This is a genomic window from Pseudomonas sp. S3E12 (assembly GCF_001702295.1).
Taxonomy (GTDB): domain Bacteria; phylum Pseudomonadota; class Gammaproteobacteria; order Pseudomonadales; family Pseudomonadaceae; genus Aquipseudomonas; species Aquipseudomonas marginalis.
Genome location: NZ_MBDT01000032.1, coordinates 619,184 through 642,421, shown reverse-complemented (window position 1 = coordinate 642,421; position 23,238 = coordinate 619,184). Strand labels below are relative to the sequence as shown.

The 23,238-nt window shown below is 62.6% G+C and carries 22 protein-coding genes; 9 read left to right on the top strand and 13 right to left on the bottom strand.

Features of this window, described 5'->3' with window-relative positions:
* Window positions 1-87: 87 nt before the first annotated feature.
* Entirely contained in the window at window positions 88-1,629 is a 1,542-nt protein-coding gene (locus tag BB029_RS27160; protein WP_065941561.1) for an EAL domain-containing protein, read from the bottom strand.
* A 31-nt stretch (window positions 1,630-1,660) separates the two neighbouring features.
* A complete protein-coding gene (locus BB029_RS27155) occupies window positions 1,661-2,587 on the bottom strand; it encodes a LysR family transcriptional regulator (RefSeq protein WP_065941560.1) in 927 nt (308 codons plus the stop codon).
* A 77-nt stretch (window positions 2,588-2,664) separates the two neighbouring features.
* Between BB029_RS27155 and BB029_RS27150 the strand changes: the two genes are divergently transcribed.
* Both BB029_RS27150 and hppD read left to right on the top strand, forming a co-directional pair.
* On the top strand, window positions 2,665-3,588 hold the full coding sequence (locus tag BB029_RS27150) for a DMT family transporter (RefSeq protein ID WP_065941559.1): 924 nt from the start codon (window positions 2,665-2,667) through the stop codon (window positions 3,586-3,588).
* A 246-nt stretch (window positions 3,589-3,834) separates the two neighbouring features.
* Entirely contained in the window at window positions 3,835-4,911 is a 1,077-nt protein-coding gene (hppD, locus tag BB029_RS27145) for a 4-hydroxyphenylpyruvate dioxygenase (RefSeq protein WP_065941558.1), read from the top strand.
* Window positions 4,912-4,967: 56 nt separating this feature from the next.
* Here the strand turns inward: hppD and rarD are convergent, their stop codons facing one another.
* The 3 genes from rarD to BB029_RS27130 form a co-directional block, all read right to left on the bottom strand.
* Entirely contained in the window at window positions 4,968-5,849 is an 882-nt protein-coding gene (gene rarD, locus BB029_RS27140; protein WP_065941765.1) for an EamA family transporter RarD, read from the bottom strand.
* A gap of 373 nt (window positions 5,850-6,222) precedes the next feature.
* Window positions 6,223-7,233 carry an aldo/keto reductase gene (locus BB029_RS27135; RefSeq protein WP_065941557.1) on the bottom strand — a complete coding sequence of 337 codons (1,011 nt, stop codon included), beginning with the start codon at window positions 7,231-7,233 and terminating at the stop codon, window positions 6,223-6,225.
* A gap of 81 nt (window positions 7,234-7,314) precedes the next feature.
* Entirely contained in the window at window positions 7,315-8,217 is a 903-nt protein-coding gene (locus BB029_RS27130) for a LysR family transcriptional regulator (protein WP_065941556.1), read from the bottom strand.
* Window positions 8,218-8,318: 101 nt separating this feature from the next.
* Here BB029_RS27130 and BB029_RS27125 point away from each other — a divergent pair, with 101 nt between their 5' ends.
* Entirely contained in the window at window positions 8,319-9,023 is a 705-nt protein-coding gene (locus tag BB029_RS27125; protein WP_065941555.1) for an SDR family oxidoreductase, read from the top strand.
* 63 nt (window positions 9,024-9,086) lie between these two features.
* Here BB029_RS27125 and BB029_RS27120 read toward each other — a convergent pair whose 3' ends face one another.
* On the bottom strand, window positions 9,087-10,397 hold the full coding sequence (locus tag BB029_RS27120) for an MFS transporter (RefSeq protein ID WP_065941554.1): 1,311 nt from the start codon (window positions 10,395-10,397) through the stop codon (window positions 9,087-9,089).
* A 173-nt stretch (window positions 10,398-10,570) separates the two neighbouring features.
* Here BB029_RS27120 and BB029_RS27115 point away from each other — a divergent pair, with 173 nt between their 5' ends.
* The 4 genes from BB029_RS27115 (at window position 10,571) to BB029_RS27100 (ending at window position 14,602) form a co-directional block, all read left to right on the top strand.
* The gene (locus BB029_RS27115) at window positions 10,571-11,677 is read left to right on the top strand and encodes a sugar diacid recognition domain-containing protein (RefSeq protein WP_065941553.1); all 1,107 of its coding nucleotides are present in this window, start codon (window positions 10,571-10,573) and stop codon (window positions 11,675-11,677) included.
* A 91-nt stretch (window positions 11,678-11,768) separates the two neighbouring features.
* The gene (locus tag BB029_RS27110) at window positions 11,769-12,908 is read left to right on the top strand and encodes a glycerate kinase (protein WP_065941552.1); all 1,140 of its coding nucleotides are present in this window, start codon (window positions 11,769-11,771) and stop codon (window positions 12,906-12,908) included.
* 55 nt (window positions 12,909-12,963) lie between these two features.
* Window positions 12,964-14,028 (top strand): DUF1176 domain-containing protein, encoded by a 1,065-nt coding sequence (locus BB029_RS27105; protein WP_065941551.1) that lies wholly within the window; start codon window positions 12,964-12,966, stop codon window positions 14,026-14,028.
* Window positions 14,029-14,089: 61 nt separating this feature from the next.
* Window positions 14,090-14,602 carry a GNAT family N-acetyltransferase gene (locus tag BB029_RS27100; protein WP_065941550.1) on the top strand — a complete coding sequence of 171 codons (513 nt, stop codon included), beginning with the start codon at window positions 14,090-14,092 and terminating at the stop codon, window positions 14,600-14,602.
* On the opposite strand, the gene BB029_RS27095 is transcribed toward BB029_RS27100, so the two are convergent.
* The 3 genes from BB029_RS27095 to ccoN all read right to left on the bottom strand — a co-directional run bounded on the left by BB029_RS27095 (window position 14,599) and on the right by ccoN (window position 17,020).
* Window positions 14,599-15,291 (bottom strand): aspartate/glutamate racemase family protein, encoded by a 693-nt coding sequence (locus BB029_RS27095; protein WP_065941549.1) that lies wholly within the window; start codon window positions 15,289-15,291, stop codon window positions 14,599-14,601. The genes BB029_RS27100 and BB029_RS27095 overlap by 4 nt on opposite strands.
* Window positions 15,292-15,381: 90 nt before the next feature.
* Complete coding sequence (locus tag BB029_RS27090) at window positions 15,382-15,591, bottom strand: hypothetical protein (protein ID WP_065941548.1); 210 nt, start codon at window positions 15,589-15,591, stop codon at window positions 15,382-15,384.
* Between the two features lies 1 nt (window position 15,592).
* Window positions 15,593-17,020, bottom strand: a complete 1,428-nt coding sequence (gene ccoN, locus BB029_RS27085) for a cytochrome-c oxidase, cbb3-type subunit I (RefSeq protein WP_065941547.1) — start codon at window positions 17,018-17,020, stop codon at window positions 15,593-15,595.
* A gap of 194 nt (window positions 17,021-17,214) precedes the next feature.
* Between ccoN and BB029_RS27080 the strand changes: the two genes are divergently transcribed.
* Entirely contained in the window at window positions 17,215-17,709 is a 495-nt protein-coding gene (locus tag BB029_RS27080) for a hypothetical protein (protein WP_065941546.1), read from the top strand.
* A 133-nt stretch (window positions 17,710-17,842) separates the two neighbouring features.
* Window positions 17,843-18,514 carry a DUF3313 domain-containing protein gene (locus BB029_RS27075; RefSeq protein WP_065941545.1) on the top strand — a complete coding sequence of 224 codons (672 nt, stop codon included), beginning with the start codon at window positions 17,843-17,845 and terminating at the stop codon, window positions 18,512-18,514.
* Between the two features lie 3 nt (window positions 18,515-18,517).
* On the opposite strand, the gene BB029_RS27070 is transcribed toward BB029_RS27075, so the two are convergent.
* The 4 genes from BB029_RS27070 to BB029_RS27055 form a co-directional block, all read right to left on the bottom strand.
* Entirely contained in the window at window positions 18,518-19,501 is a 984-nt protein-coding gene (locus tag BB029_RS27070; RefSeq protein ID WP_065941544.1) for a DUF3829 domain-containing protein, read from the bottom strand.
* Window positions 19,498-21,045, bottom strand: a complete 1,548-nt coding sequence (locus BB029_RS27065) for a J domain-containing protein (protein ID WP_065941543.1) — start codon at window positions 21,043-21,045, stop codon at window positions 19,498-19,500. The genes BB029_RS27070 and BB029_RS27065 overlap by 4 nt, the downstream gene beginning before the upstream one ends.
* A gap of 131 nt (window positions 21,046-21,176) precedes the next feature.
* Complete coding sequence (locus BB029_RS27060) at window positions 21,177-22,577, bottom strand: DUF1254 domain-containing protein (RefSeq protein ID WP_065941542.1); 1,401 nt, start codon at window positions 22,575-22,577, stop codon at window positions 21,177-21,179.
* 197 nt (window positions 22,578-22,774) lie between these two features.
* Window positions 22,775-23,140 carry a response regulator gene (locus BB029_RS27055; RefSeq protein WP_065941541.1) on the bottom strand — a complete coding sequence of 122 codons (366 nt, stop codon included), beginning with the start codon at window positions 23,138-23,140 and terminating at the stop codon, window positions 22,775-22,777.
* Between the last annotated feature and the right edge of the window lie 98 nt (window positions 23,141-23,238).

Below are 23,238 nucleotides of genomic sequence, written 5' to 3'. Positions count from 1 at the left end.
AGAAAAATTGTAGTAGTTAATCCGCCACGAGTAAATCACGTCTTTTGTCTTATTAACATTATTTCAACGCCGCTAGTGCATGGCTATTCAATGGCTGGCCAGATTTTTAATGAATTCATCGCTGGGTAATGGCTTTCCAAACAGGTAGCCCTGGAGGAAATCCACGCCGTGAGCGGCCAGGTACTCGCATTGCTCGGCGGTCTCTACACCTTCTGCAACGATGCCCAGGTCCAGCTTGCCGGATAATTCGATGATGCTGTCCAGAATATGCCGCGATAGTGCATCGGCCCCGATCATGGCGACAAAACTCTGGTCGATCTTCAAGTAATCCACATTGAAGTTGCGCAAATAGCCCAGGCTGGAATGGCCGGTACCAAAGTCATCGATGGCAATCATCACACCCAGTTGATGCAGGGCGTCGAACAGTCGGCGGGTAATATCCGTGGGCTCGATCAGTTCGCGCTCGGTCAGCTCCAGCACCAAGGTCACCTGGCCCGGTGCAAAGGCGGCGAGAAACTCACGGCAATCCTCCACCAGGGCAAGGTCGTGGCAATGGCGCGCGGTGATATTCACGCCGATATGGAAGCCCGGGCTGAACTGCGTCGCATGGGGCGCCAGTTGGGCGGCGGTCTGGCGCAGCAGGGCGCGGGTCATCGGCACGATCAGGCCGGAGTGTTCAGCCAGCGGGATAAACAGGTCGGGCCGGACCAGGCCTTCCTTGGGGTGCTGCCAGCGCATCAGTACCTCGCAGCCGGCCCACTCGCGGGTGTCACCGCGTACCACCGGCTGGAAGTACGGGATGAACTCATTGGCCCCCAAGGCCCGCTGCAGCTCATGGGTGGGCGCCGAGGAACGCTTTTGCAGCCAGTGCGCAAGCAGGCCCGCGAGCACGCCAAAGAACACCACCAGGCTGAACAGCGCCGGGTAACGCGCCTGCATATAGCGCCACACCTCACCGGCCGGCATGCCGGCGTCGACGCTGTAGCGATAACGCTCGGACGCCAGGTGATGATGGGCCACGGCAAATACCGGGACGGCGGTGTCGTGCACGTTGCCGTCCGCGCCGAGCCAGTGAGGCCCGACTTGCAGCACGAGCCGGGCATAGCGGCTGATCAGGCGCAGGGCGTTGGTCAGGTGATAGCCGTCGATGGAGGCAAACGCCGCTTTGTCGCCGTCGACCAGGCGGTAGACCAGCAACGCGGTATCCGGTGTAACCGGGTTGCCGTTCATCAACCACAGGCGGCCATCGACGTAGTCATCCGGGTTTACCGGTGACTCGTAGTTGCTGCCGAACAGGGAGCTGCAATAGATGTTTTTCTGCCAGGACAAGGTCGTCGCTCGCACAAACGGCCGGCGCGTGACCTGTTCACGCAGCGCCAGTTGCGCTCCGCTGTCACACGGCTGTCCGGCCAGGGGCAGCAAGGCCTTGGCGGCGAGGGCGGTATTGTCGAGCATCAGGTCGAATTGACGGATGGCTTCCTGGGCGGTTTGCGCTGTGCTTTGTTCAAGGGTGCGCTCGGCCTGCCAATACAGGATGGCCGCACCCAGCAGGATCGGCAGCACACCCGCCAACAGGCTGATCGCATAGCGGCTGAGAAGTCTTCGCGGGCCTTTGACAGTGAGGGGCATGGGTTCAGGCCTGTTGCGCAGGGGGCGGGCTTTACCGGCAGGCCGGCGGGGAATGTTCCGATGATAGATGGCCCGTTTGGAATTTGCTCGCCCTGACAAGGTTTTGCGCAATCTCGATAAAGGCCAGGGTCGCCGGTGACGACTGCCGCCGATCCAGCACCGCCAGGCCGATCTGGCGCGGCACACGGGGCGAAAGCGGTCGCTTCACATAGCGCGGATCATATGCCTGTGGCAGAGACGCTTCGGCGACGATGCTCAGGCCATCGCCACGGCTGACCGCTTCCAGGGTGCTCAGCAGTTGTGCACAGCGGTAACGAATCTTTGGCCGCAGTTGGCCGACGTCGAACAGGCGGGTGACCAACTCCGAGGAGCCGGCTTCCGTCAGGATAAAGGCATCGTCACACAGGTCCGGCAGGGCCAGCGTGTCCCGCGCAGCCAATGGATGATCAGCCGGCAGCAGCGCCACCAGCTGGTCCTCGAACACGGCAAAGGTGTCGAAGCGCTCCTGTTCCAGCACCACAAAGCCTACATCGATCCGTCGCTCATCCAGCCACTGCAGCACCTGGCGGTCGGGGCCTTCGTCCACATGCACCTCAATTCCCGGATGGGCGCTGCGAAACTGGCTGAGGATGGTGGGCAGCAGGCGAATCGACGCGGTCGGCCCGAACGAGCCGATGCGCAAAGTACCGCGTCGCATGCCACGGGCATCGGCCGCTTCTTGTTGCAGGGTGTTGGCCAGGCCGAGCATGGCACGGGCACGTCCGAGTAATTGCTGGCCGATGTCGCTGGGTTCTACCAGTGACTGGTGGCGCCGAAACAGCTCTACACCCAGCTCCTGCTCCAGGGCCTTGATGGCATGGGACACCGCCGATTGGCTGATGCCCAGGCGGTGGGCGGCACTGGTGAAGCCCTGCAGCTCGGCGACCAGCGAGAAGATTTCCAATTGGGTCAGGGTCATGAGTGAAAGCTCATTTTACGATGATCAGATATTAGCTGAAGAATACGCCAATTCTCTCCGTACTTAGAGCCATCCCCATGCATCCCGCCTCCGATTACCTGACTTATTGCAAACTCGCCGCCGTCACCATGATCTGGGGCGGCACCTTTGTCGCCGGGCGCTTCCTGGCCGACCACCTCAATCCGCTGCTGGCCGCCAGCCTGCGTTTTATCCTCGCCAGCCTGGCGTTGTTGCTGTTCATGGCCTGCGTGCGTATTCGACTGTTACGCCCGAACCTTCGGCAGTTCGCGCAACTGGCGGTGCTGGGGTTCTGCGGGATTTTTTTCTACAACCTGTGCTTCTTCTATGGCCTGCAGTACATCAATGCGTCGCGGGCTTCGTTGATCGTGGCGTTGAACCCGGCGGTGATCGGCCTGGCGAGCTGGCTGTTATTCAAGGAGCGGCTGAGTCGGATCAAGCTGCTGGGGATCCTGCTTTGCCTGGTCGGTGCCGGGACGGTCATTGTCAGTCGTAACCCGCAGTTGTTGCAGGCCACCGCCGATGCCTGGATCGGCGACCTGCTGATCCTCGGCTGTGTGGCAGGGTGGGGCGTTTATTCGCTGTGTGCCCGTGGGCTCAACCAAAGCCTGGGGCCCTTGCAGACGGTCACCTGGTCGGTGCTGCTGGGTACGTTGATGTTGACCACCACCGCGTTTGTCACCGCAAGCGTCAGCGTAGAAGCGCTCGCCCGCTTGCAGCTCACCCAGTGGCTCAGTCTGGCCTACCTCGGCGTGTTGGGCTCGGCGCTGGCGTATATCGGTTACTACGACGGCATCCGGCGCATTGGCGCGACGCGCTCCGGGGTGTTTATCGCACTCAACCCACTGACGGCGGTGATCTGCGGTGCCTTGCTGCTGGGGGAACAACTGACGGCGCCCATGCTGGCGGGCGGGGCCGTCATCCTGCTGGGCATCTACCTGTGCAACAAACCCCTTGCACAGGCCAGGGCAATGGGGATTTGATAAGAGTACGGACAAATACGGTTACGCTGTGTAGAATCGATTTACGCATACAAGAATATGGACTTGCGCTCACGCAAGCCTCGGCCGTCAGAGACTGATGTAACCATGAAGCTACTCGGCTCCCCCCTCATCTTTGGTGACTTCCTCGCCCGCAGTGTGCGAGGCCTATCCTGCGCGCCGCCCTCCGACCTCATCCTTGCTCGCACATAACCAATTGCTACCCACAAGAATGATGAGGCGCCGGCCATGACCGACCACTACGAAAACCCAATGGGCCTGATGGGCTTTGAATTTATCGAATTCGCATCGCCGACCCCCGGCACCCTGGAGCCGATCTTCGAGATCATGGGCTTCACCAAAGTCGCGACTCACCGCTCCAAGAACGTCCAGCTGTTCCGCCAGGGCGAGATCAACCTGATCCTCAACAACGAGCCCAACAGCATCGCCTCCTATTTCGCCGCCGAGCACGGCCCGTCGGTGTGCGGCATGGCGTTCCGCGTCAAGGACTCGCAAAAAGCCTACAACCGCGCCCTGGAACTGGGTGCCCAGCCCATCCATATCGAGACCGGCCCGATGGAGCTGAACCTGCCGGCCATCAAGGGCATCGGCGGCGCGCCGCTGTACCTGATCGACCGTTTTGGTGAGGGCAGCTCGATCTATGACATCGACTTCGTCTACCTCGACGGCGTCGAGCGCAACCCGCAGGGTGCCGGCCTCAAGGTCATCGACCACCTGACCCACAACGTCTACCGCGGGCGCATGGCCTACTGGGCCGGCTTCTACGAGAAACTGTTCAACTTCCGTGAAGCGCGCTACTTCGATATCAAGGGCGAATACACCGGCCTGACGTCCAAGGCCATGAGCGCCCCGGACGGCATGATCCGCATCCCGCTGAACGAAGAGTCGTCCAAGGGCGCCGGGCAGATCGAAGAGTTCCTGATGCAGTTCAATGGCGAGGGCATCCAGCACGTCGCGTTCCTCACCGACGACCTGGTCAAGACCTGGGACGCACTCAAGAAGATCGGCATGCGCTTCATGACCGCGCCGCCGGACACCTACTACGAAATGCTCGAAGGTCGCCTGCCGAACCACGGCGAACCGGTGGATCAATTGCAGGCGCGGGGCATCCTGCTGGACGGCTCGTCCATCGAAGGCGACAAGCGCCTGTTGCTGCAGATCTTCTCGGAAACCCTGATGGGCCCGGTGTTCTTCGAGTTCATCCAGCGCAAGGGCGATGATGGGTTTGGCGAGGGCAACTTCAAGGCGCTGTTCGAGTCCATCGAGCGGGACCAGGTACGTCGTGGTGTGTTGACCGCCGACTGAGCATGAAAAAAGCCCGACCGAGGGACGCCTCGGTCGGGCTTTTTGTCGCTTGGCATTCAGGCCCGGCGCTGGCGCACCAAATGCTTGAACCCTTCGAACACCAGGACCATGACCGCCATCCAGATCGGGATGTAAGTCAACCATTCGCCAGCCTTGATGCCTTCACCCAGCAGCAGCGCCACTACCAGCAACAGCACCGGCTCGACATAACTGAGCAGTCCGAACAGGCTGAACGCCAGCAGGCGGCTGGCGATGATATAGCTCACCAGCGCCGAGGCACTGATCAGGCCCAGCATCGGGATCAACCCGTACAGCTTGGGGTGGGCATCCATCACCGCGAAGCCCTGTTCGCCGCTTTGCACAAACCACCAGGCCACCGGCAGCATCAGCGCCATGTCCAGCCACAGTCCGCCAAGATGGTCGGTCTTGAGGTATTTGCGCGCAATGAAATACAGCGGGTAGCCGATGATCACCACCAGCGTCGCCCAGGAAAAACCGCCGGCCTGGAACAGCTCGTTGATTACCCCAAGGCCGGCAAAAAACACTGCAAGCTTTTGCAGGTAGGACAGCTGTTCGCCCCATACCAGGCGCCCGGTCAGCACCATGGTCAGCGGCAGCAGGAAGTAACCCACCGATACATCCAGGCTGCGCCCGTTCAGCGGCGCCCACATGAACAACCACAACTGCACGCCCAGCAACGCCGACGACAGCACCACACCGCCGATCAGCCGCGGCTTGGCTGCGAGTACTTGCAGCAATTCCCACACCCGCCGCCATTCGCCGCTGACGATCATGAACACCGTCATGCACGGCACGGTCAGCAACATGCGCCAGCCGAAAATTTCCAGGCCGCTCAACGGCGTCAGCAATGACGTGAAGTAATACATCACGGCAAACAACACCGAGGCCGACACCGATAACACGACACCTTTAGACACGTTGTCCTCGCGAAAACCGATTTCAAACAAGTAGAGGGAGTTTCAACAGGGGATTATGGTGCTTTTGAAGCGAGAGGGTCGCGCTGTTTTGGGGCGTTTTTCAGGAAAATATCTCGCGGCCGCTGTCTGGGTCTGCTTGGTTGGGGCAGTCGGGGTGTTGTTGTGGTGCTGGTTGTTGTGGTTGTTGTGGTGAGCGGGCTTGCCCCGCGCTGGGCTGCGAAGCAGCCCCAATAACTGGCGACAAGGTTTTCCTGGAAAAACGCGACGGCTTTAAAGGGCTGCTGCGCAGCCCAGCGCGGGGCAAGCCCGCTCACCACAACAAGCCCGCTCACCACAGCAAGGCCGCTGCGCAACCCTTACTTGGTCAATCAGGCTATGCGCGCGCCACTCGGCCCGAGACAAAATGGCCCACATCGTTGAACCCCGGCGTAGAGGAATGCCCCGGCGTTACCAACGAATCAATGAACGCTTCATCCTCAGCCGTGATCTTCACGTCCAGCGCGCCGGTGTAGGCGTCCCACTGCGCCTCAGTGCGCGGCCCCACGATCGCCGAGCTCACCGCCGCGTTATTCAGCACCCAGGCGATGGCAAACTCGACAATCCCCACGCCACGGCCCTGGGTGTATTGCTGGATCTGCTGGGCGATGCGCAACGACTCCACGCGCCATTCGGTTTCCAGGATGCGCTTGTCCTGGCGTGCCGCACGGCTGCCGGCTTCGGGTGTCACGTCCGGTGCGTACTTGCCGCTGAGCACGCCGCGGGCCAGTGGGCTGTAAGGCACCACGCCCAGGCCGTACGCGGCAGCAGCGGTGATCTGCTCGACTTCAGCCTGGCGGTTGACGATGTTGTACAACGGCTGGCTGATCACCGGCCTGTCCACGCCCAGGCGTTCGGCGACGCGGATCACCTCGGCAATCCGCCAGCCACGGTAGTTGGACAGTCCCCAGTAACGGATCTTGCCCTGGCGAATCAGGTCGCCGATGGCCGATACCGTCACCTCCAGCGGTGTGTCGTGATCTTCGCGGTGCAGGTAGTAGATGTCGAGGTAGTCGGTATCGAGGCGGGTGAGGCTGGCTTCCAGCGCGTTGAAGATGCGCTTGCGGCTCAAGCCGCTGCGGTTGGGCAGGCCCTCGGTGGGGCCAATGGCGACTTTAGACGCCACCACCCAATCCTGACGATGGCGAGCGATGGCTTCGCCGACGATTTCCTCGGAGCGCCCTCCGGTGTAGACATCCGCCGTGTCGATGAAATTGATGCCCTGGTCCCAGGCCTTGTCGATGATGCGCAGCGAGTCCTCGGTGTGGGTCTGTTCGCCAAACATCATGGTGCCCAGGGTCAAGGCGCTGACCTTCAAACCGGACTGGCCCAATGTGCGGTAAATCATGCAAAGCTCCTTGCGGCAGTGAGACGTGCCCTATGCAATACCAGACTCGCAGGCTCTGGAACAAGCCCTGCGCGCGTTTCTTCATGCACTCAGCAAGGCCTGGCAACGCACTTGCAGAAACCGGTGCAGCACTTTCACCCGCTCCGACACTTGCAGGCGGTGCGGGCACATCAGGTTGAACGGCGTGGGTTCGCCCTGCCAGTCCGGCAGCAGGTGCACCAGCCGTCCGGCCTTGAGGTCCCGGGCGATGTCGAGGTTGGCTTTGTAGGCAATGCCGTGGCCGGCCAGTGCCCAGCGCCGCACAATCTCGCCGTCATCGCTCAGGTAGTCGCCCGTCACTTCCACTTCCTGCAACGTGGTGCCCTGGCGAAAGTACCAGGTGCTGTTGGCCCGGCCCTGGCGCATGTACCGCAGCGTATTGTGTTGCGCCAACTCCGCCGGGGTGTGCGGCGTGCCGTGGCGCGCCAGGTAGTCGGGGCTGGCGCAGGGCAGGCGTTGGTGATCGGGCACCACCGGCAGCGCCACCAGGCTGGAATCCCGTGGGACGCCGAAGCGCAGGGCGATGTCGACGGTGTCGCGGAACAGGTCGGCATTGCTGTCGTTGAGCAGTAGTTGCAGGCGGATGTGCGGGTGTTCCAGCTTGAACTCATCCAGCCAGCCCAGTACCACATTGCGGCCGAAATCCGAGGGTGCGGCCAACTGCAACAAGCCGGTCAGGCCCTGGCTCTGCTGCTTGAGCGCTTGCTCGCCTTCGGCCAAGGCGGCCAGGGCCTCGCGCACGCTGTCGAGGTAACGCCGGCCTTCTTCGGTCAGGCGCATGCTGCGGGTGGAGCGTGCCAGCAGGCGGGTACCCAAGCGGGTTTCCAGGCGCTTGAGGGCAATGCTGGCCGCTGCGGGGGTCAGGCCGAGCCCGCGTGCGGCGGCAGACAGGCTGCCGGTGTCGGCGGTGCGCGCGAACACTTCAAGGTCGAGGATTGAGCTCATTTGTAAAAATCCTTTAAAGATCTTGTCGTTTTACCGGGATTTTTCGCCGATTGCCAAGCTGGGAAGATGAACGCTCACTTTCTGACCCAGGACACTACCCCATGAATTCCTCACTCAACGGCAAAACGGTCATCGTCATCGGCGGCAGCAGCGGCATCGGTGCAGCCGTGGCCAAGGCCGCTGCTGCACGCGGTGCCCAGGTGGTGCTGGCGGGGCGGCGGTTATCGTCAGGCCGCGACAACGGCCTGCGCAGCGAACCGGTGGACGTCACCGATGCCGCGTCCCTGCAACGGTTGTTCGAAACCGTCGGGCGGTTTGACCATCTGGTGTACACCTCCGGCCCCTCGGTACGCGCCAAGGCCCTGACCGAAACCGACCTGGGCGAGGCTCAGGACAACTTCAACGTGAAACTCTGGGGCGCCTTGCGGGCGATCCAGCACGCGCTGCCTTTCCTCGATGAGCGCGGCAGCATCAGCCTGACCTCCGGGCAACTGGGGCGTAAATGGGTGCCGGGGCAGTTCATCAAAGTCGGTATCAACGCCGCCACTGAAGCCCTGGGCAAGCAGTTGGCAAAAGAATTGGCACCGCGTCGGGTCAACGTGGTTAGCCCTGGTGTGATTGATACCCCGGCGTATGCGGGGTTGGCCGAGGACCAGCGCCTGGCGATGTTGGCCAAGGCGGGGGACGCGCTGCCGGTGGGGCGTGTGGGGCAGGCCGAGGACGTGGCGGCGGGGTATGTGCTGGCCATGGAAAATGGCTTTATGACCGGTGCTGTCATTGATATCAACGGCGGCGGCCTGCTGTAAACGCAGACCCATTGTGGGAGGGGGCAAGTCGAATCGACGCACCGCCCTCCCACATGGACCGCGTTATACCTTCAAGGTCCGCGTCATCCGCAACGCCAGCACACTGCCCGCCACAATCACCGCCGCCAGCAGGTACAGCGCCACATCCGTGGACCCGGTGGTATCCTTCACAAAACCGACGATATACGGGCTGAGGAAGCCGGCCATCTGGCCCATGGAGTTGATCAGCGCCAGGCCGCCGGCGGCTGCGCCTGCGCTGAGCATGGCGGTCGGCACCGGCCAGAACATCGGCAGGCCGGTGAGGGCGCCCATGGTGGCGATGGTCAGGCCGAGGATGGCGATGGCCGGCGTGGTGGCGAAGTTCACCGCGATCACCAGGCCGATGGCGCCCATCAGCATCGGCACCACCAAGTGCCAGCGACGCTCCTTGCGCAAGTCCGCCGAGCGGCCCACCAGCAACATGAACACCGCTGCCAGCAGATACGGAATCGCACTGAGCCAGCCGATCACCAGGTTATCGCTGAAACCCAGGTTCTTGATGATCGACGGCAGCCAGAAGTTGATGGCGTATACGCCGCTCTGGATGCAGAAATAGATCAGGCCGAACGCCCAGATCGCCGGGTTCTTGAACACTTCGGCGAGTGAATCGGTGGTGGTTTTCGGCTTGTTGGCCAGGTCGGTGGCCTGGTCGGCTTCCAGCACGGCGCGTTCGTGGGGCTTGAGCCACTTGGCATGGGCAAAGCTGTCGCTGAGCAGGAAGTAGGCGAGGGCGCCGAGGATCACGGTCGGGATGCCTTGCAGCAGGAACATCCACTGCCAGCCCGCCAGGCCGCCCTGGCCGGCGGCGAAGTGGTTGAGGATCCAGCCGGAGAACGGGCTGCCGAGCAAACCGGACACCGGGATCGCCGACATGAACAGCGCCATGATCCGCCCACGGCGAAACGTCGGGAACCACTGCGAGAGGTACAGCACCACACCCGGAAAGAAGCCGGCTTCAGCCGCACCGGTAAACAGGCGCAAGGTGTAAAAATGCGTCGGCGTGGTGACGAACAGCAGGCAGGTGGACAGCGTGCCCCAGACGATCATCATCAAGGCAATCCAGCGCCGTGGACCGAATCTGGTCAGCGCCAGGTTGCTCGGCACGCCGCACAGCACGTAGCCGATAAAGAAGATCCCGGCACCCAGGCCGTACACGGTTTCGCTGAATTTCAGCGCATCGAGCATCTGCAACTTGGCAAAGCCAACGTTGACCCGGTCGAGGTAGTTGAACAGATAGCAGATGAAAATGAAGGGGATCAGGCGCAGGGTAATGCGCTTGTAGATGGCGTTTTTATCGTCATCGGTGGCCAGTGTGACAGCGGCGCTCTGTGACATGGGAGTCTCTCTTTATTATGATTTTTCGCGATGCGAAGGTAACGTTGATCGCCCAATGAGTCTCGGCCACGTGGCGGGGTGCTGTCTTTGTGCTTGCGCACAGTGATGCATGCTTTGCGCTGTGCCGATGAACAACCACGCTTTCAAGGACTTTCTTTCAAGGAGATGGCCGCATGTTCGAGCTGGATCATGACCTGGCGCAGGATATCGTCAATCGCACCATGGCGATCCTGCCCTATAACGTCAACGTCATGGACAGCCAGGGCCTGATCCTCGGCAGCGGCGAGCCCGAGCGCATCAACACCCGCCACGAAGGCGCACAATTGGTGCTGGCCAACGGTCGCGTGGTCGAGATCGACGGGCAGACCGCCAAGCACCTCAAGGGCGTGCAGCCGGGCATCAACCTGCCGCTGATGCACGATCAGCGCTTGATTGGCGTGCTGGGTATCACTGGCGAGCCGGAGGGCTTGCGCACGTACGCCGAGCTGGTGCGCATGACCGCCGAGATGCTGGTCAGTCACCGGCATCAGCAGGTCGAGCAACAGTGGCGGCGCCAGCGCTGCGACGATCTGTTGGCCTTGTTGCTGGCCGACGGTGGCGACTCACCGCGTCTGATTGATGAAGCCCGGCAATTGGGCCTCAAGCCGCAGCTGGCGCGCACGCCGTACCTGTTCGAACTGGGCGCGGGGCAATCAGCGGAGGCCTTGAGTACCTGGTTGACGTCGCGTTACCCGGACAGCTGGTGTGTCAGCTCGGCGCAGTTTTCCCTGTTGTGGTGCCGGCCTGCCGCCGTGCCCGTCGACAATCCGCGCCTGTTGGAAAAACTCGAAGGCCTGGGCTGGAATATCCTGCGTGTGGCGGTGGGCGGGCAGGCCGATGGGCTGGCGGGGCTGCGCCGGTGTTATCGGCGGGTCGGCGATTTGCTGGCCTACGGTCGCGATGTACTGCCGCACTCGCGGCTGTTGACCCTTAACCGCTACCGCCTGCCCGTGATGCTCTGGCGTCATCGCAACGACGATGCCCTCGACGAACTGCTCAACCCCTTGCGCAAGGTGCTGGCCAAGGACAGCAACGGCCAACTCCTGGCCACGCTGCGCAGTTGGTGCGAACACGACGGGCAAAGCCAGGCCTGTGCCGACGCCCTCGGCATTCACCGCAACAGCCTGCGTTATCGTATGGAGCGCATCGCCGAACTCAGCGGCGTCGACCCGCTGACCCTGGATGGCATGTTGGCGCTGTACCTCGGCGTGCAGCTATTGCCCCAGGCTTTGTCGGAATGAACAACAAACCTTACTCGTACTTGTGCATCGGACCGGCGTCAGCGGCGGTGCCAACTGGCAGCATGGGCGTGATAAAAACCGGAGAAAGCCCATGAAAGTCATCATCGCCCCCGACTCGTTCAAGGACAGCCTGAGTGCCGAGGGCGTCGCCCAGGCCATTGCCGCAGGGTTGGCGCAAGTCTGGCCGGACGCACAGCTGATCCAGTGCCCGATGGCGGACGGTGGTGAAGGCACGGTGGACGCGGTGCTCGCCGCCTGTAACGGCCAATTGCGCCGCCAGGCGGTGCGCGGGCCTTTGGGCACCGCGGTGGAAGCACGTTGGGGCTGGCTGGCCGACAGCCACACCGCGATCATCGAAATGGCCGAAGCCAGCGGCCTGCAATTGGTAGCGCCAGGCCAGCGCGATGCGTGCACCAGCAGCACCTACGGCACCGGCGAGCTGATTCGCGCGGCCCTGGACCTGGGTGCCCGGCGCATCATCCTGGCGATTGGCGGCAGCGCCACCAACGACGGCGGCGCGGGGGCGATGCAGGCCCTGGGCGTGCAACTGTTCGACGCTGCGGATCAGGCCTTGCCGCCGGGAGGCCTGGCCTTGTCACGACTGGCACGTATCAACCTGGAAAAACTCGACCCGCGCCTGGCCCAGGTACGCTTTGAAATCGCCGCCGATGTGAACAACCCGCTGTGCGGCCCCCACGGCGCCTCGGCGATATTCGGCCCGCAAAAAGGCGCCAACCCCGAGCAGGTACAACAACTGGACGCCGCCCTCGGCCACTTCGCCGATTACTGCGCCAACGTCCTGCCCAAGGACGTGCGCGACGAGCCCGGCAGCGGCGCCGCCGGCGGCCTGGGTTTCGCCGCCAAGGCGTTCCTCGGCGCGCAGTTCCGCGCGGGCGTGGAAGTCGTCGCCGAATTGGTGGGACTTGACGAAGCCGTACGCGGCGCCGACCTGGTCATCACCGGCGAAGGCCGCTTCGACGCCCAGACCCTGCGCGGCAAAACCCCCTTCGGCGTGGCCCGCATCGCCCGGCAACATGGCGTCCCGGTGGTCGTCATCGCCGGCACCCTGGGCGACGGCTACGAGCAGATGTATGCCCATGGCGTGGTAGCGGCGTTTGCCTTGCCGAGCGGCCCGATGGGCCTGGAGCAGGCCTGCAGCGAGGCACCGCGTTTGCTGCGCGAGCGCGCGGCGGATATTGCGCGGGTGTGGCGTGTGGCGGCCAAGCGCTGACGCATCACGTCGAACATGGGACAATCCGCGTCATTTTTCGACACGGAGAGTCCCCATGCTGCGCCCCGTACTCCTCGCCCTGCTGCTGACCGGCAGCGCCACCCAGGCCTTCGCTCAACCGCCCGCTGAAACCGTACCGCTGCTGCGGGAAATCAAGAACTGGGTCACCGGGTGCGATAACCTGCGCAATTGCCATGCCCTCAGCGCGCCCAGTGGCGTCGATGAAGAAGACTACAGCTCCCTGACCTTGCATATCTGGCATCAGGCCGGTCCCGAAGGGTATCTGCGCCTGCGCTTCGACCACCGCGGCGAAGCGCTGGATCTTTCGACCTTGCTGTTGGACGGCCAGCCGCTGGGCCTGGAGCTGACCCGGGATCTGCATGTGGAACTGGACGATCAGGGCGGCGATCCCGAAGTGCAGTCTTATGGCGTGATCGAGGACGCTGCGGCGCGGCGCTGGTTGCAGCATTTGCGCAATGGCCAGCGCCTGCAATTGCCGGGCGATGAGCAGGCCCATGTGTCGCTGAGCGGCCTGAGCGCTTCGCTGCTGTTGATGGATGCGGTGCAGGGGCGGGTGGATAACGTGACGGCCCTGGCACGCCCCGGAAAAGCGCCGGCCCGTGAGGTGCCGCCACGTTTGCCGACACCGGTGCTGCGCAAGTTCCCTGCGCCGCCGGCGTTGACCGCGCAGGAACAGGCCGGCCTGGTGGCCGCCGCATTGCAGGCCGTGACGCCGGAGGAGGGTGAGCCCGAGGCAAAGGCCGGGGCGCTGACGGCGCAACAGGCGATGACGGTGGTGCGTTACGACTGCGCGGCCTACAACTGTGAGTTCGACGTGGTCAGCCGCCAGCGTCAGGCGCCCTATGCGCAAACGCCGCTGGCGCTTGAGCCCTTGCCGTTGGACGGCGCTGCGCTGCAAGGCTCGGTGGGCTATGACGAAGCCACCGGCACCTTGAGTTATTTCTACAAGCAGCGCGGCATCGGTGACTGTGGCGGTGGTGGTGTCTGGGTGTTTGACGGCAAGGCGTTCCAGCTCAGTGAGTTTCATAGGATGCCGCGCTGCACCGGTGTCGGTTACGGCGACTGGCCGTCGTTATGGACGACCGTGCCGGCGCCCTAGCCAGGGAGGAGGCACGGCCTCTACACTGGTCGGCCACGTGTCTTTCAAAGGATGAAACACCATGCACGCACCTGAACCCCATATCGTGATCCAGCGCTTTACCGAGGCCCACCTTGAAGGTGTCGCGGCGCTCTATAACGAACCGGCCGTGTGCCGGCAGGTGCTGCAGATGCCGTTCCAGTCGGTCGAGGCGTGGCGCAAGCGCCTGGTGATGGACAACGAGCGGCGCCTGCAACTGGTGGCGGTGCACGGCGGCGAGGTGATCGGCCAACTGGGCCTGGAACAGTACCTGCGCGTACGCCAGGCCCATGTCGGTTCGTTCGGCATGGGCGTGGCGACGGCCTGGCAGGGCAAGGGCGTGGGCTCGCGGCTGTTGACGGCCGCGCTGGACGTGGCCGACAACTGGATGAACCTGCACCGGGTGGAACTCACGGTGTACGCCGACAACGACGCCGCACACCACCTGTACCGCAAGTTCGGCTTCGAGGTCGAAGGGCGCTTGCGTGACTACGCCCTGCGCGATGGGGTGTTTGTCGACACCCTGAGCATGGCGCGCCTGCGCCAGTCGGCTTAACCCTCCAGCGCAAACGCCACCGCAGCCTGCGCATGCAGCTCGGTGGTGTCCAGCAGCGGCAGGTCGCTGTGTTCGGGCTTGACCAGCAGGCTGATTTCCGTGCAGCCGAGGATGACCGCCTGGGCACCCCGTGCGGCCAGGGACTCGATGACCCGCAGGTAAACCTGGCGTGACGCATCGCTGATCACGCCGACGCACAATTCCTCATAGATAATCCGGTGCACGGCGCGGCGCTCCTCCGCGTCCGGCACCAGCACGGTGAGGCCCTGGGCGGCCAGGCGTGACGTGAGAAAATCCTGCTCCATGGTGAACGCGGTGCCGAGCAAGCCGACGGTCAGGGTGCCGGCTGCCACCGCCGCCGCAGCGGCCGCATCGGCGATATGCAGGAAGGGAATCGACACCGCCGCCTCGATACGCGGCGCCACCAAATGCATGGTGTTGGTACACAGCACCACACACTCGGCACCGCCGGCCTGCAAACGGCGCGCGGCGTCTTCCAGGATCAGCGCGGTGTCATCCCAGCGCCCGGCGTGCTGGGCCTGTTCCACCGGGCCGAAGTCCACGCTGTACATCAACAGCTGTGCCGAGCGCAGCGGGCCGAGCTGGTCGCGCACGCGCTGGTTGATGATGCGGTAGTACTCGGCGCTGGACTCCCAGCTCATACCGCCGATAAGGCCGATGGTACGCATGCGATGCTCCTGACAGGGAAAGTCGCTTCACCTTACCCATCGGCCGCTGAATAGTCATACGCAGTTGCCCGCCAAATGACCGGAGCAGTTTCACATGTCCAGGTTAACCCATCCCGGCCGGGGTTGCTCCGCGGCAATGGCGTGGATGGGTTTGCCCGTGGCCTGCTCCACGCGCCGCGCCACCTCCGGGTCGTCGGCGAACGGCAACATGCTGGCTTCGTCCAGGCTCGTCTCGGACTGCCCGCGCAGGCAATACTCCACCGCAGCGTACAGGCATACCACGATCAGCACGCTCCACATATCAGGCGATCCGCGCATCGAGCCGGGCCACGTTCAAGTCTGCGACCCGCACCGTGCGCCAAGTGTTGTAGGCCATCAGCAACATGCCCGTGAGGAAAAACACGCCGCCGGCAAACCTCACCACAAACCCCGGATGGCTGGCCTGCAAGGCTTCGACAAACGAGTAGGTGAGGGTGCCGTCGTCGTTCACCGCTCGCCACATCAGGCCTTGGGTGATGCCGTTGACCCACATCGAGGCGATGTACAGCACCGTGCCGATGGTCGCCAGCCAGAAGTGCAGGTTGATCAGCGCCACGCTGTGCATCTGCTCGCGGCCGAACAGCTTGGGGATCATGTGGTACAGCGAGCCGAAGGTGATCATCGCCACCCAGCCCAGGGCGCCGGCGTGTACGTGGCCGATGGTCCAGTCGGTGTAGTGGGAGAGGGCGTTGACGGTCTTGATCGCCATCATCGGGCCTTCGAAGGTCGACATGCCATAGAACGCCAGGGACAGCACCAGGAAACGCAGGATCGGGTCGGTGCGCAGCTTATGCCAGGCACCGGACAAGGTCATCATGCCGTTGATCATGCCGCCCCAGCTCGGGGCCAGCAGGATCAGCGACATGGCCATGCCCAGTGACTGCGCCCAATCGGGCAAGGCGGTGTAGTGCAAATGGTGCGGACCGGCCCAGATGTACAGGGTGATCAGCGCCCAGAAGTGCACGATGGACAGGCGATAGGAGTACACCGGCCGGCCCACCTGCTTGGGCACGAAGTAATACATCATCCCCAGGAAACCGGTGGTCAGGAAAAAGCCCACGGCGTTATGCCCGTACCACCACTGCACCATGGCATCGGTCGCGCCGGAATACACCGGGTAGGACTTGAACCAATCCACCGGGATGGCCAGGTGATTTACCACGTGCAACATGGCAATCACCAGAATAAATGCCCCGAAAAACCAGTTGCCCACGTAGATATGCCGGGTCTTGCGCCTTACCACCGTGGTGAAGAACACAATGGCGTAGGCCACCCACACCACGGTCATCCACACCGCGCCGGAAAACTCGATCTCGGCGTATTCCTTGGTGGTGGTGTAGCCCAGGGGCAGGCTGACCAGCATGATCACGATCACCGACTGCCAGCCCCAGAAGGTGAACGCAGCCAGGCGATCGGAAAACAGGCGCACCTGGCAGGTCCGTTGCACCGCATAGTAGCTGGCGGCAAATTGCGCACTGCCGGCGAAGCCAAAGATCACCAGGCTGGTGTGCAACGGCCGCAACCGGCCGAACGTGGTCCAGGGCAAGTCCAGGTTCATCTCGGGCCACACCAGTTGCGACGCGATCCACACCCCCATGGCCATGCCCACCACACCCCATACGAGGGTGGCGATCACGAATTGGCGGACGACTTTATAGTTATAGGCCTGCTCGATTGTTGCGGTGCTCATGCTCAGTCCTCCCACGGTTCCAAGTGGCGGGCACTGTAGGAAACGCGGGAAAAACAAAACAGGCTCAGAAAAACCTCATTACAGCGGATCAGTCGACAAGCACGCCCACTGGCCTGTCAGCGTTAATCGTACGGTGAGTGGCCGCATCTGCCATGATCGGGCATCGCAATCTGGCACACCCAAGGAAATCCGCAATGGACGATGTACAGCAACTGGGCGAGATGCTTCGTCATTACGCCGATAGCGAAGCGCACAAGAAGCAGCAGTTCGATGTGCAGTCGGCCCGTTGGGCGCAAAAGCTCGACGCGTTGTTCGGGCAGATCGAGCAATGGCTGGAGCCGGTCAAGAGCGTCGGCCTGCTGGAGGTGCACCGTGAAGCCTATGTCGCCAGCGGGCCGGGCGTGCCGGTGGAAACCTCGACCTTCAAGACCGAAAAGCTGCTGGTGCAGATCACCGGCAAGACCGTGGAGTTCGTGCCTGAAGTCATGGGCGTGGGCGGCTTGATCTCCGTGTCGGTGATGGGCTTGACCGCTGCCCGCCACGGCAGCGTGTCGCTGGTGCTGCCGGCCGACAAAAACGACTGGCTGTGGAAGAAAACCAATGGCCTCAAAGACCCGGACACCTTTGGCTTCGACGCCAATTTCCTGGCCTCGCAGTTGCAGAGCCTGATTCCGCGCGAACGCGGCTGAGGGGCTCCCGCTTCGCGCAACGTCGATGGGGACGCCGGTGTGTCAAACACTGGGTGGAAATACGTATTTTTTGCCCAGGATTGGCTATACCTACAGCTCCATGTTTCGATGATGATCGCCAGGGAGTTCAATGATGAAACTAAGGCTAATGATCAGTACGCTGTGCGTGGCTTCCATCGCAATGGCCGGCTGCGCCAGCAAGGTCACCCAACCGGACGAGTACTCAGGCTTTCTGTCCGACTACAGCCAACTCAAGGAAGCCAAGTCGCCTTCGGGGGTCGAGGTGATGCGCTGGGTAGACCCCCAACTCGACCTGAGCCGCTATACCGCGGTGTATATCGAACCGACGCAGTTCTACCCCAAGCCCCACGCCACCACGAAAATCCCCGACAGCACCCTCAATGGCATCAACACCTACTTCAGCCAGGCGCTCAAGCGTGAGCTGGGCAAATCACTGCCCCTGGCCAACGGGCCCGGCCCCGGTGTGATGGTGGTACGTGCGGCGATCACCGCCGTCAGCAGCAAGACCGAAGGCCTCAAACCCTATGAATTCGTGCCCGTGGCCCTGGTGGCGGCAGCGGTGAGTACCGGTACCGGCATCCGCGACCAGGAAACCACCCTCGGCACCGAGGCGCAGTTCCTCGACGGTGCCAGTGGCAAGGTGCTCGCCCAAGTGGTGCGCAAGGGCACGGGCAAGCCGCTGTCCAACGACTCGCAGGTGATGAAGGCCGATGACGTGAAAGGCGTGATCGATGGCTGGGCGTCGGACTTGCATCAGTCGTATGTGAAGCTGAAAAAACACTAGGGACTAGAACGCATTCCTGGCGGGTTTGTTGTAGTAGCTGAGCAGGGCGTCGTAGCGACGGGTGATGACGTAGTAGTCGTCACTGAGTTGCTGCGGCGAGGCATGTTCCCGCCAGTGCTGATGCAGGGTGCGCAACGCCTGGAGGTACCCGTCGGCTGACGCGCGGGTGGCGTACCAGAGGTGAGTGGCTTCCTCCTCACGTTTGCTGCGCGGCATTTTTACCAGGAAGTCCCTGCTGGCATCGCTGGCCTGTTGCAGCGTCTCGATCAAGCTGAGCAGTTGCTGGGGCGTCAGGCTGGCGTCGCGGACACCCTGGTCAATCCGGTTCATCGCCTGGCGGGCCGCGATCATATGGTTGAGCAGGTGCCAATGCAGGTCCCGGCCGAAGCGCGATTCGATTCGCGCCAGTTGTACCGGCCGCAGATGGATGTCTTCGTTTTCCAACTGGGTGCGTAACTCGGCGGATGCCCTCAGGTATTCTTCGCCCCGCTGAGCCATTTTCCCTTCCAGACTCTTGTTCATGGCCTGCGCCACAAACTGGCGCATGTTCGACGGCATACCTTCGGTTTGTATCGGGTCAACCATGTCCGCCAGCGAGGTGAATTTATTCAGCTTGTCGGCATACACCGTGGCGAGAGTACCGAGGTGGCTTCCGGGCTGCTGGCGCTCCAGTTTGAGTGTGTACAGCTGCGAACAGACCGCCGCCTGGATAAGGCGTGGCTCGGGCTCGTCACGGTCGCCAAACTTATCCTGGGTGGGCGCTTCGGGCTGTGTCGAACGCATACGGTAGTACGCCAGGCGCGTATCGCGATCAATGCGGTTCACGCAGTCAATGATCGGCGCCAGTGCGCTGGCCGTCGCGGTGGAAGGGCTGTCCCGTTGGTCGAGCCATAATTGCACGCGTTGCAGGGGGTTGGTGGCGCCGGCCACACCGAGCAATCCCAGGCCCAATACCAGGCTGATGGGTAACAACCATTTCGGATTCATTGCGCGGCCTCCTGGCCATACCACTGTGCCTGGGTGGCGGGCGCCTGACAGTCGGGGGCGGTGCGAGGCATGCGGCTGCACAGTCGTTCGGGCCACTGTTGCAGGCCCTGGTTACGGGTCACGTGTTGCTGGTTGTCGAGCACCTTCAAGCCGGCGTACAGCACAATCCCACTGGTGACCAACAGCACCATGCCCAGGGCCGTCCAGCGCGGGTGGCGGGCGGTCCAGGGGGTGTGGCTGTTCATGAAGGGCCGCTTGATCACCCCGATAACCGCCAGCGTCGCGGCCAGCGCCAGGCTGGCAAACGGGCCGAACGCGTAACCCAGCGCTGCGGCAAGGACCAGCCCTGGCAGCAGATCCCGTATCGGCAGCAACGGCAGGTGAGTAGGGCTGAGCCAGCGCGGCAGGTGCTCACTGAATCGTTCATCGAGCACGCGGTACTGATGAGCCAGCGGGCGCCAGACCTGCCAAGCCAATCCGGCACCTATCACGGCGCCCAACGACCACAGCAGGCCGTAGCCCAGGGTCGGCAGCACATTGCCGGCCAGGGGCTCGGCATTCACCAGCACGCCCACCAGGCAGCTCAATACCAGTGCGACAATCCAGGGCCAGGTGTCCATGGCCGTGTCCCAGCCTTGCCAGAAATACACGGTACCGCCGGGCATCGCTTCGGCTTCGGCCACATGGTCGGCGTAGATATCTGCGCTGAGTGCCTGGCAGGCTTTCCAGTCATGTTCATCGAAGCGTTGGGCGAAGGCACGGCGCTGACCCAGGCTCATCGGAGCCAATAGCAGCCGGGCGGCACGTTGTTGCGGGCTGTTGGGCGCTTCGGCGGCCAGTGCCCGTTGACGTGCCATGAAGACCGGGCCTTGCTGGCGTTGCAACAGCCGCGCCCAATCCCCCGCCGGGCAGTCGTGACCGGCGCCGCCATGCCAGTGCTGGCCGGCGCATACCGCGTCGAACACGGCGCTCGACCAGTAGTGACTCTGCGCAAGCAGGCGGGCCAGCCATTGGTTGAACCACTCGGCATGGGGATGATTGTTCACCCAGGGATGTTCGGAACGTGCGGCATAGGCAGCCAGGAAAGTGGCCTCGTCCTTTTGCTCAAGGGCCTGGCGCAAGGGTTGCTGCAACGCGCTGCGGTGCTTGCGCTCGAGTCTTTCGATCAGTTCACCGGGCAACTCCAGGCGCTGCCAGGCCGTCAGCCAGTTGAAGGTTTCAAAGGCCCAGCGGGTGTCTTCGGGGTTGAGATGCCCCTCGATGTCGCGTAACAACAGCTGGATTTCAAAGTGCAACGCATTGCCATGGGCCATGGCTGCCTGGTAGTGGTCGGCAAGGCCGTCGCCCAGGATGTCGATGGCCACTTCGTCAGCTTCCTGCTGCCCCTGACTCCACTCCAGCGCGGCCTCATAGGCTTCGCGCAGGCGCTGGAAACCCTCGGGATCATCATCCGGCCGGGTTTTCTTCAGCAGGGCGGCGTATTGGCGCTTGATCGCGCGCCTATCGGCATCCGGGGCCAGGCCGAGGACATTCCAGCAAGTCATGTGCAGTGCAACTCCATAGACAATCGCGCGCACGTTACCCGTTTTACGGGTTGATAAACCAGCGGTAGCACGGGTTGGCGCTTACAGCAGAAATGGCCTGGCCTGACGCGGTCGCGACCGGGCACGCGTCGTCACTTGAGCGGCGTCAACGGCGGCAGTTTCCACTGGCCGTTACCCACCTCAGGCGTGGGCAGGTAAATCCGCAGGGTTGCGTAGAAGGGCCCGGGAGGGGCAGGCAACCAGTTGCTCTGCTCGGCTTTTGGCGGCTCGTGGTGCTGCAGGGCCAGGGTCAGGCCGCCATCGGCGTCGCGCTTGAGGCCGGACAGCATGTGCGAGTTGATCAGGTAGCGTTTCTTGTGGTTGGGCACCAGTTGCTTGGTCTTGGCGTCGTACATGGTCAGCGACCAGAACGCATCGGCCGGTGGCAACTGGTCCTTGGCGAAATGCACGGTGTAGCTGTGGCGTGCGCCGTTGGCAGGCTTGCCCTCGCTGTCGATGACGTAGTTCAGGTACGCGACCTCATCGCCGGAGTTACCGAAAATCCCCATGTCCGCACCGGCGTAGCGGTACAGGTAGTTGTTGTTCAGGTGGTCGCGGCTGCCGTACAAATCGGCACTGGAGACCTGATGGGTGTCGATCTTGTCCTTTTTGAACGCGGCAAACTCGGCGCGGGCATCGGAGATACCGTCTTCCAGGGCCTTGCGCTGTTCAGCGGTCAACGCCTTGACCTTGAAGGGCGCGCCTGGGGCGATACCGATCTTGGCGAAACGCGCCAGCAGGTCTTTCTCGCTGTCCTGGGGCGCGGCGAAGGCCAGCATGAAGTTCAGGTAGCGAAACAGTTGCGGGCCTTCGGTCATGGTCGCCATGGGCTTGGGCCACTCCACTTTCGGAGCCTTGGCCGGCGCGGCTTGCTTCACGTAGCTGCTCAGTGGCTGCACTTTGTAGCCGTTCTGGATCTGCTTGACCTTGTTCAGGTCCTTCTCGTCGAACAACTGCGTACGGTAGAGGGCGTAGGCGATGTTGCTTTCGCTGTACACCACACGGTCCACGTTGACCGGTTGCTGACCTTTCCAGTCAGGGCCGGCGATCATGTAGTGGCCGCCGTTGTTGCCGGTGCTGCGGGTGCCCAGGTAGGCGATGTTCTGTGTGTAGAGATCGATCAACTGCACCGAGCAATAACGGTTGTCTTCGATCCTGGGCAGTGTCAGGACCTGAGGCTCGCTGCGCAGGTCCAGCCAGACGAAGGAGTAGGGCGTGTCCAGGTTCGGGGTGACGACCGCGGTGTCCTTGGGGGTGAACACCTGAGCTGTATTGCCGATATGGTTGAACGGCGCCTTGAAGTTGGCGCCGCCCTTGTCGACGGCCTGGGTGTAGAGCGTCTTGTACATCTCCACCACTGGGTAGCCATACAGGTAGGCTTCCTTGGCGATGGCCCGGGCTTCGCTGGGGGTGGCGGTGAAATCGGCCCAGGCGCCGGTACTCATGAGTATCGAGAGGCTCGCCAACAGCAGGCGCGTCGGTTTTCCAATCATGTTGTCGCGTCCTTCCAAAGTGCGTTTGACTGACGGGGAATAAAGGCGATGAGTTTCCTGTTTTATTTCCCGAACGTCACGTTAATCCCTGCGAATTATGCGAACTCGTCAATGCCGATCCGTACGGCGGCTTGAACCTGTGGGTAAAGACGCACAAATAGCCGCCTCGATGGGCGGCACTGTGTAAAAGAGGGGGGTCAGGCGGAAGGCAGCATCGATTTGACTTTGTCGCGCAATTGATCGATGGAGAACGGCTTGGCGATCACCTGCATGCCGGCGGGTACATCGATGTTCTCGGCATAGCCGCTGGCAAACAGGATCGGCAGGGTGGGCCGCACTTCACGCACCTTGGCTGCCAATTGCTTACCGTCCATATCCGGCAGGCCGACGTCGGTCATCATCAGGTCGAGGTGCTGCGCGGCATTTTCGACAATCTTCAAGGCTTCTTCAGCGTCTGCAGCTTCAAGCACCAGGAACTCCAACTCTTCGAGCACATCAACGATCAACATGCGCACGATGGCATCGTCTTCGACGACAAGGAGGGTGGAGGGGGCTGAAGACATAATGAGGGTTCCCGAAAAAATGGAGGTGCAGGTCTTTAGCGGTTGAAAGACCATTCTCTAATGAGTCGCGTCAATCTCGGCAAGTTCCCACAGCAGGC

Bases quoted from the DNA above. Each gene is read 5' to 3' on its own strand.
- BB029_RS27160 (WP_065941561.1), bottom strand. From the start codon at position 1,629: ATGCCCCTCACTGTCAAAGGCCCGCGAAGACTTCTCAGCCGCTATGCG.
- BB029_RS27155 (WP_065941560.1), bottom strand. From the start codon at position 2,587: ATGACCCTGACCCAATTGGAAATCTTCTCGCTGGTCGCCGAGCTGCAG.
- BB029_RS27150 (WP_065941559.1), top strand. From the start codon at position 2,665: ATGCATCCCGCCTCCGATTACCTGACTTATTGCAAACTCGCCGCCGTC.
- hppD (WP_065941558.1), top strand. From the start codon at position 3,835: ATGACCGACCACTACGAAAACCCAATGGGCCTGATGGGCTTTGAATTT.
- BB029_RS27135 (WP_065941557.1), bottom strand. From the start codon at position 7,233: ATGATTTACCGCACATTGGGCCAGTCCGGTTTGAAGGTCAGCGCCTTG.
- BB029_RS27130 (WP_065941556.1), bottom strand. From the start codon at position 8,217: ATGAGCTCAATCCTCGACCTTGAAGTGTTCGCGCGCACCGCCGACACC.
- BB029_RS27125 (WP_065941555.1), top strand. From the start codon at position 8,319: ATGAATTCCTCACTCAACGGCAAAACGGTCATCGTCATCGGCGGCAGC.
- BB029_RS27120 (WP_065941554.1), bottom strand. From the start codon at position 10,397: ATGTCACAGAGCGCCGCTGTCACACTGGCCACCGATGACGATAAAAAC.
- BB029_RS27115 (WP_065941553.1), top strand. From the start codon at position 10,571: ATGTTCGAGCTGGATCATGACCTGGCGCAGGATATCGTCAATCGCACC.
- BB029_RS27110 (WP_065941552.1), top strand. From the start codon at position 11,769: ATGAAAGTCATCATCGCCCCCGACTCGTTCAAGGACAGCCTGAGTGCC.
- BB029_RS27105 (WP_065941551.1), top strand. From the start codon at position 12,964: ATGCTGCGCCCCGTACTCCTCGCCCTGCTGCTGACCGGCAGCGCCACC.
- BB029_RS27100 (WP_065941550.1), top strand. From the start codon at position 14,090: ATGCACGCACCTGAACCCCATATCGTGATCCAGCGCTTTACCGAGGCC.
- BB029_RS27095 (WP_065941549.1), bottom strand. From the start codon at position 15,291: ATGCGTACCATCGGCCTTATCGGCGGTATGAGCTGGGAGTCCAGCGCC.
- BB029_RS27090 (WP_065941548.1), bottom strand. From the start codon at position 15,591: ATGTGGAGCGTGCTGATCGTGGTATGCCTGTACGCTGCGGTGGAGTAT.
- ccoN (WP_065941547.1), bottom strand. From the start codon at position 17,020: ATGAGCACCGCAACAATCGAGCAGGCCTATAACTATAAAGTCGTCCGC.
- BB029_RS27080 (WP_065941546.1), top strand. From the start codon at position 17,215: ATGGACGATGTACAGCAACTGGGCGAGATGCTTCGTCATTACGCCGAT.
- BB029_RS27075 (WP_065941545.1), top strand. From the start codon at position 17,843: ATGAAACTAAGGCTAATGATCAGTACGCTGTGCGTGGCTTCCATCGCA.
- BB029_RS27070 (WP_065941544.1), bottom strand. From the start codon at position 19,501: ATGAATCCGAAATGGTTGTTACCCATCAGCCTGGTATTGGGCCTGGGA.
- BB029_RS27065 (WP_065941543.1), bottom strand. From the start codon at position 21,045: ATGACTTGCTGGAATGTCCTCGGCCTGGCCCCGGATGCCGATAGGCGC.
- BB029_RS27060 (WP_065941542.1), bottom strand. From the start codon at position 22,577: ATGATTGGAAAACCGACGCGCCTGCTGTTGGCGAGCCTCTCGATACTC.
- BB029_RS27055 (WP_065941541.1), bottom strand. From the start codon at position 23,140: ATGTCTTCAGCCCCCTCCACCCTCCTTGTCGTCGAAGACGATGCCATC.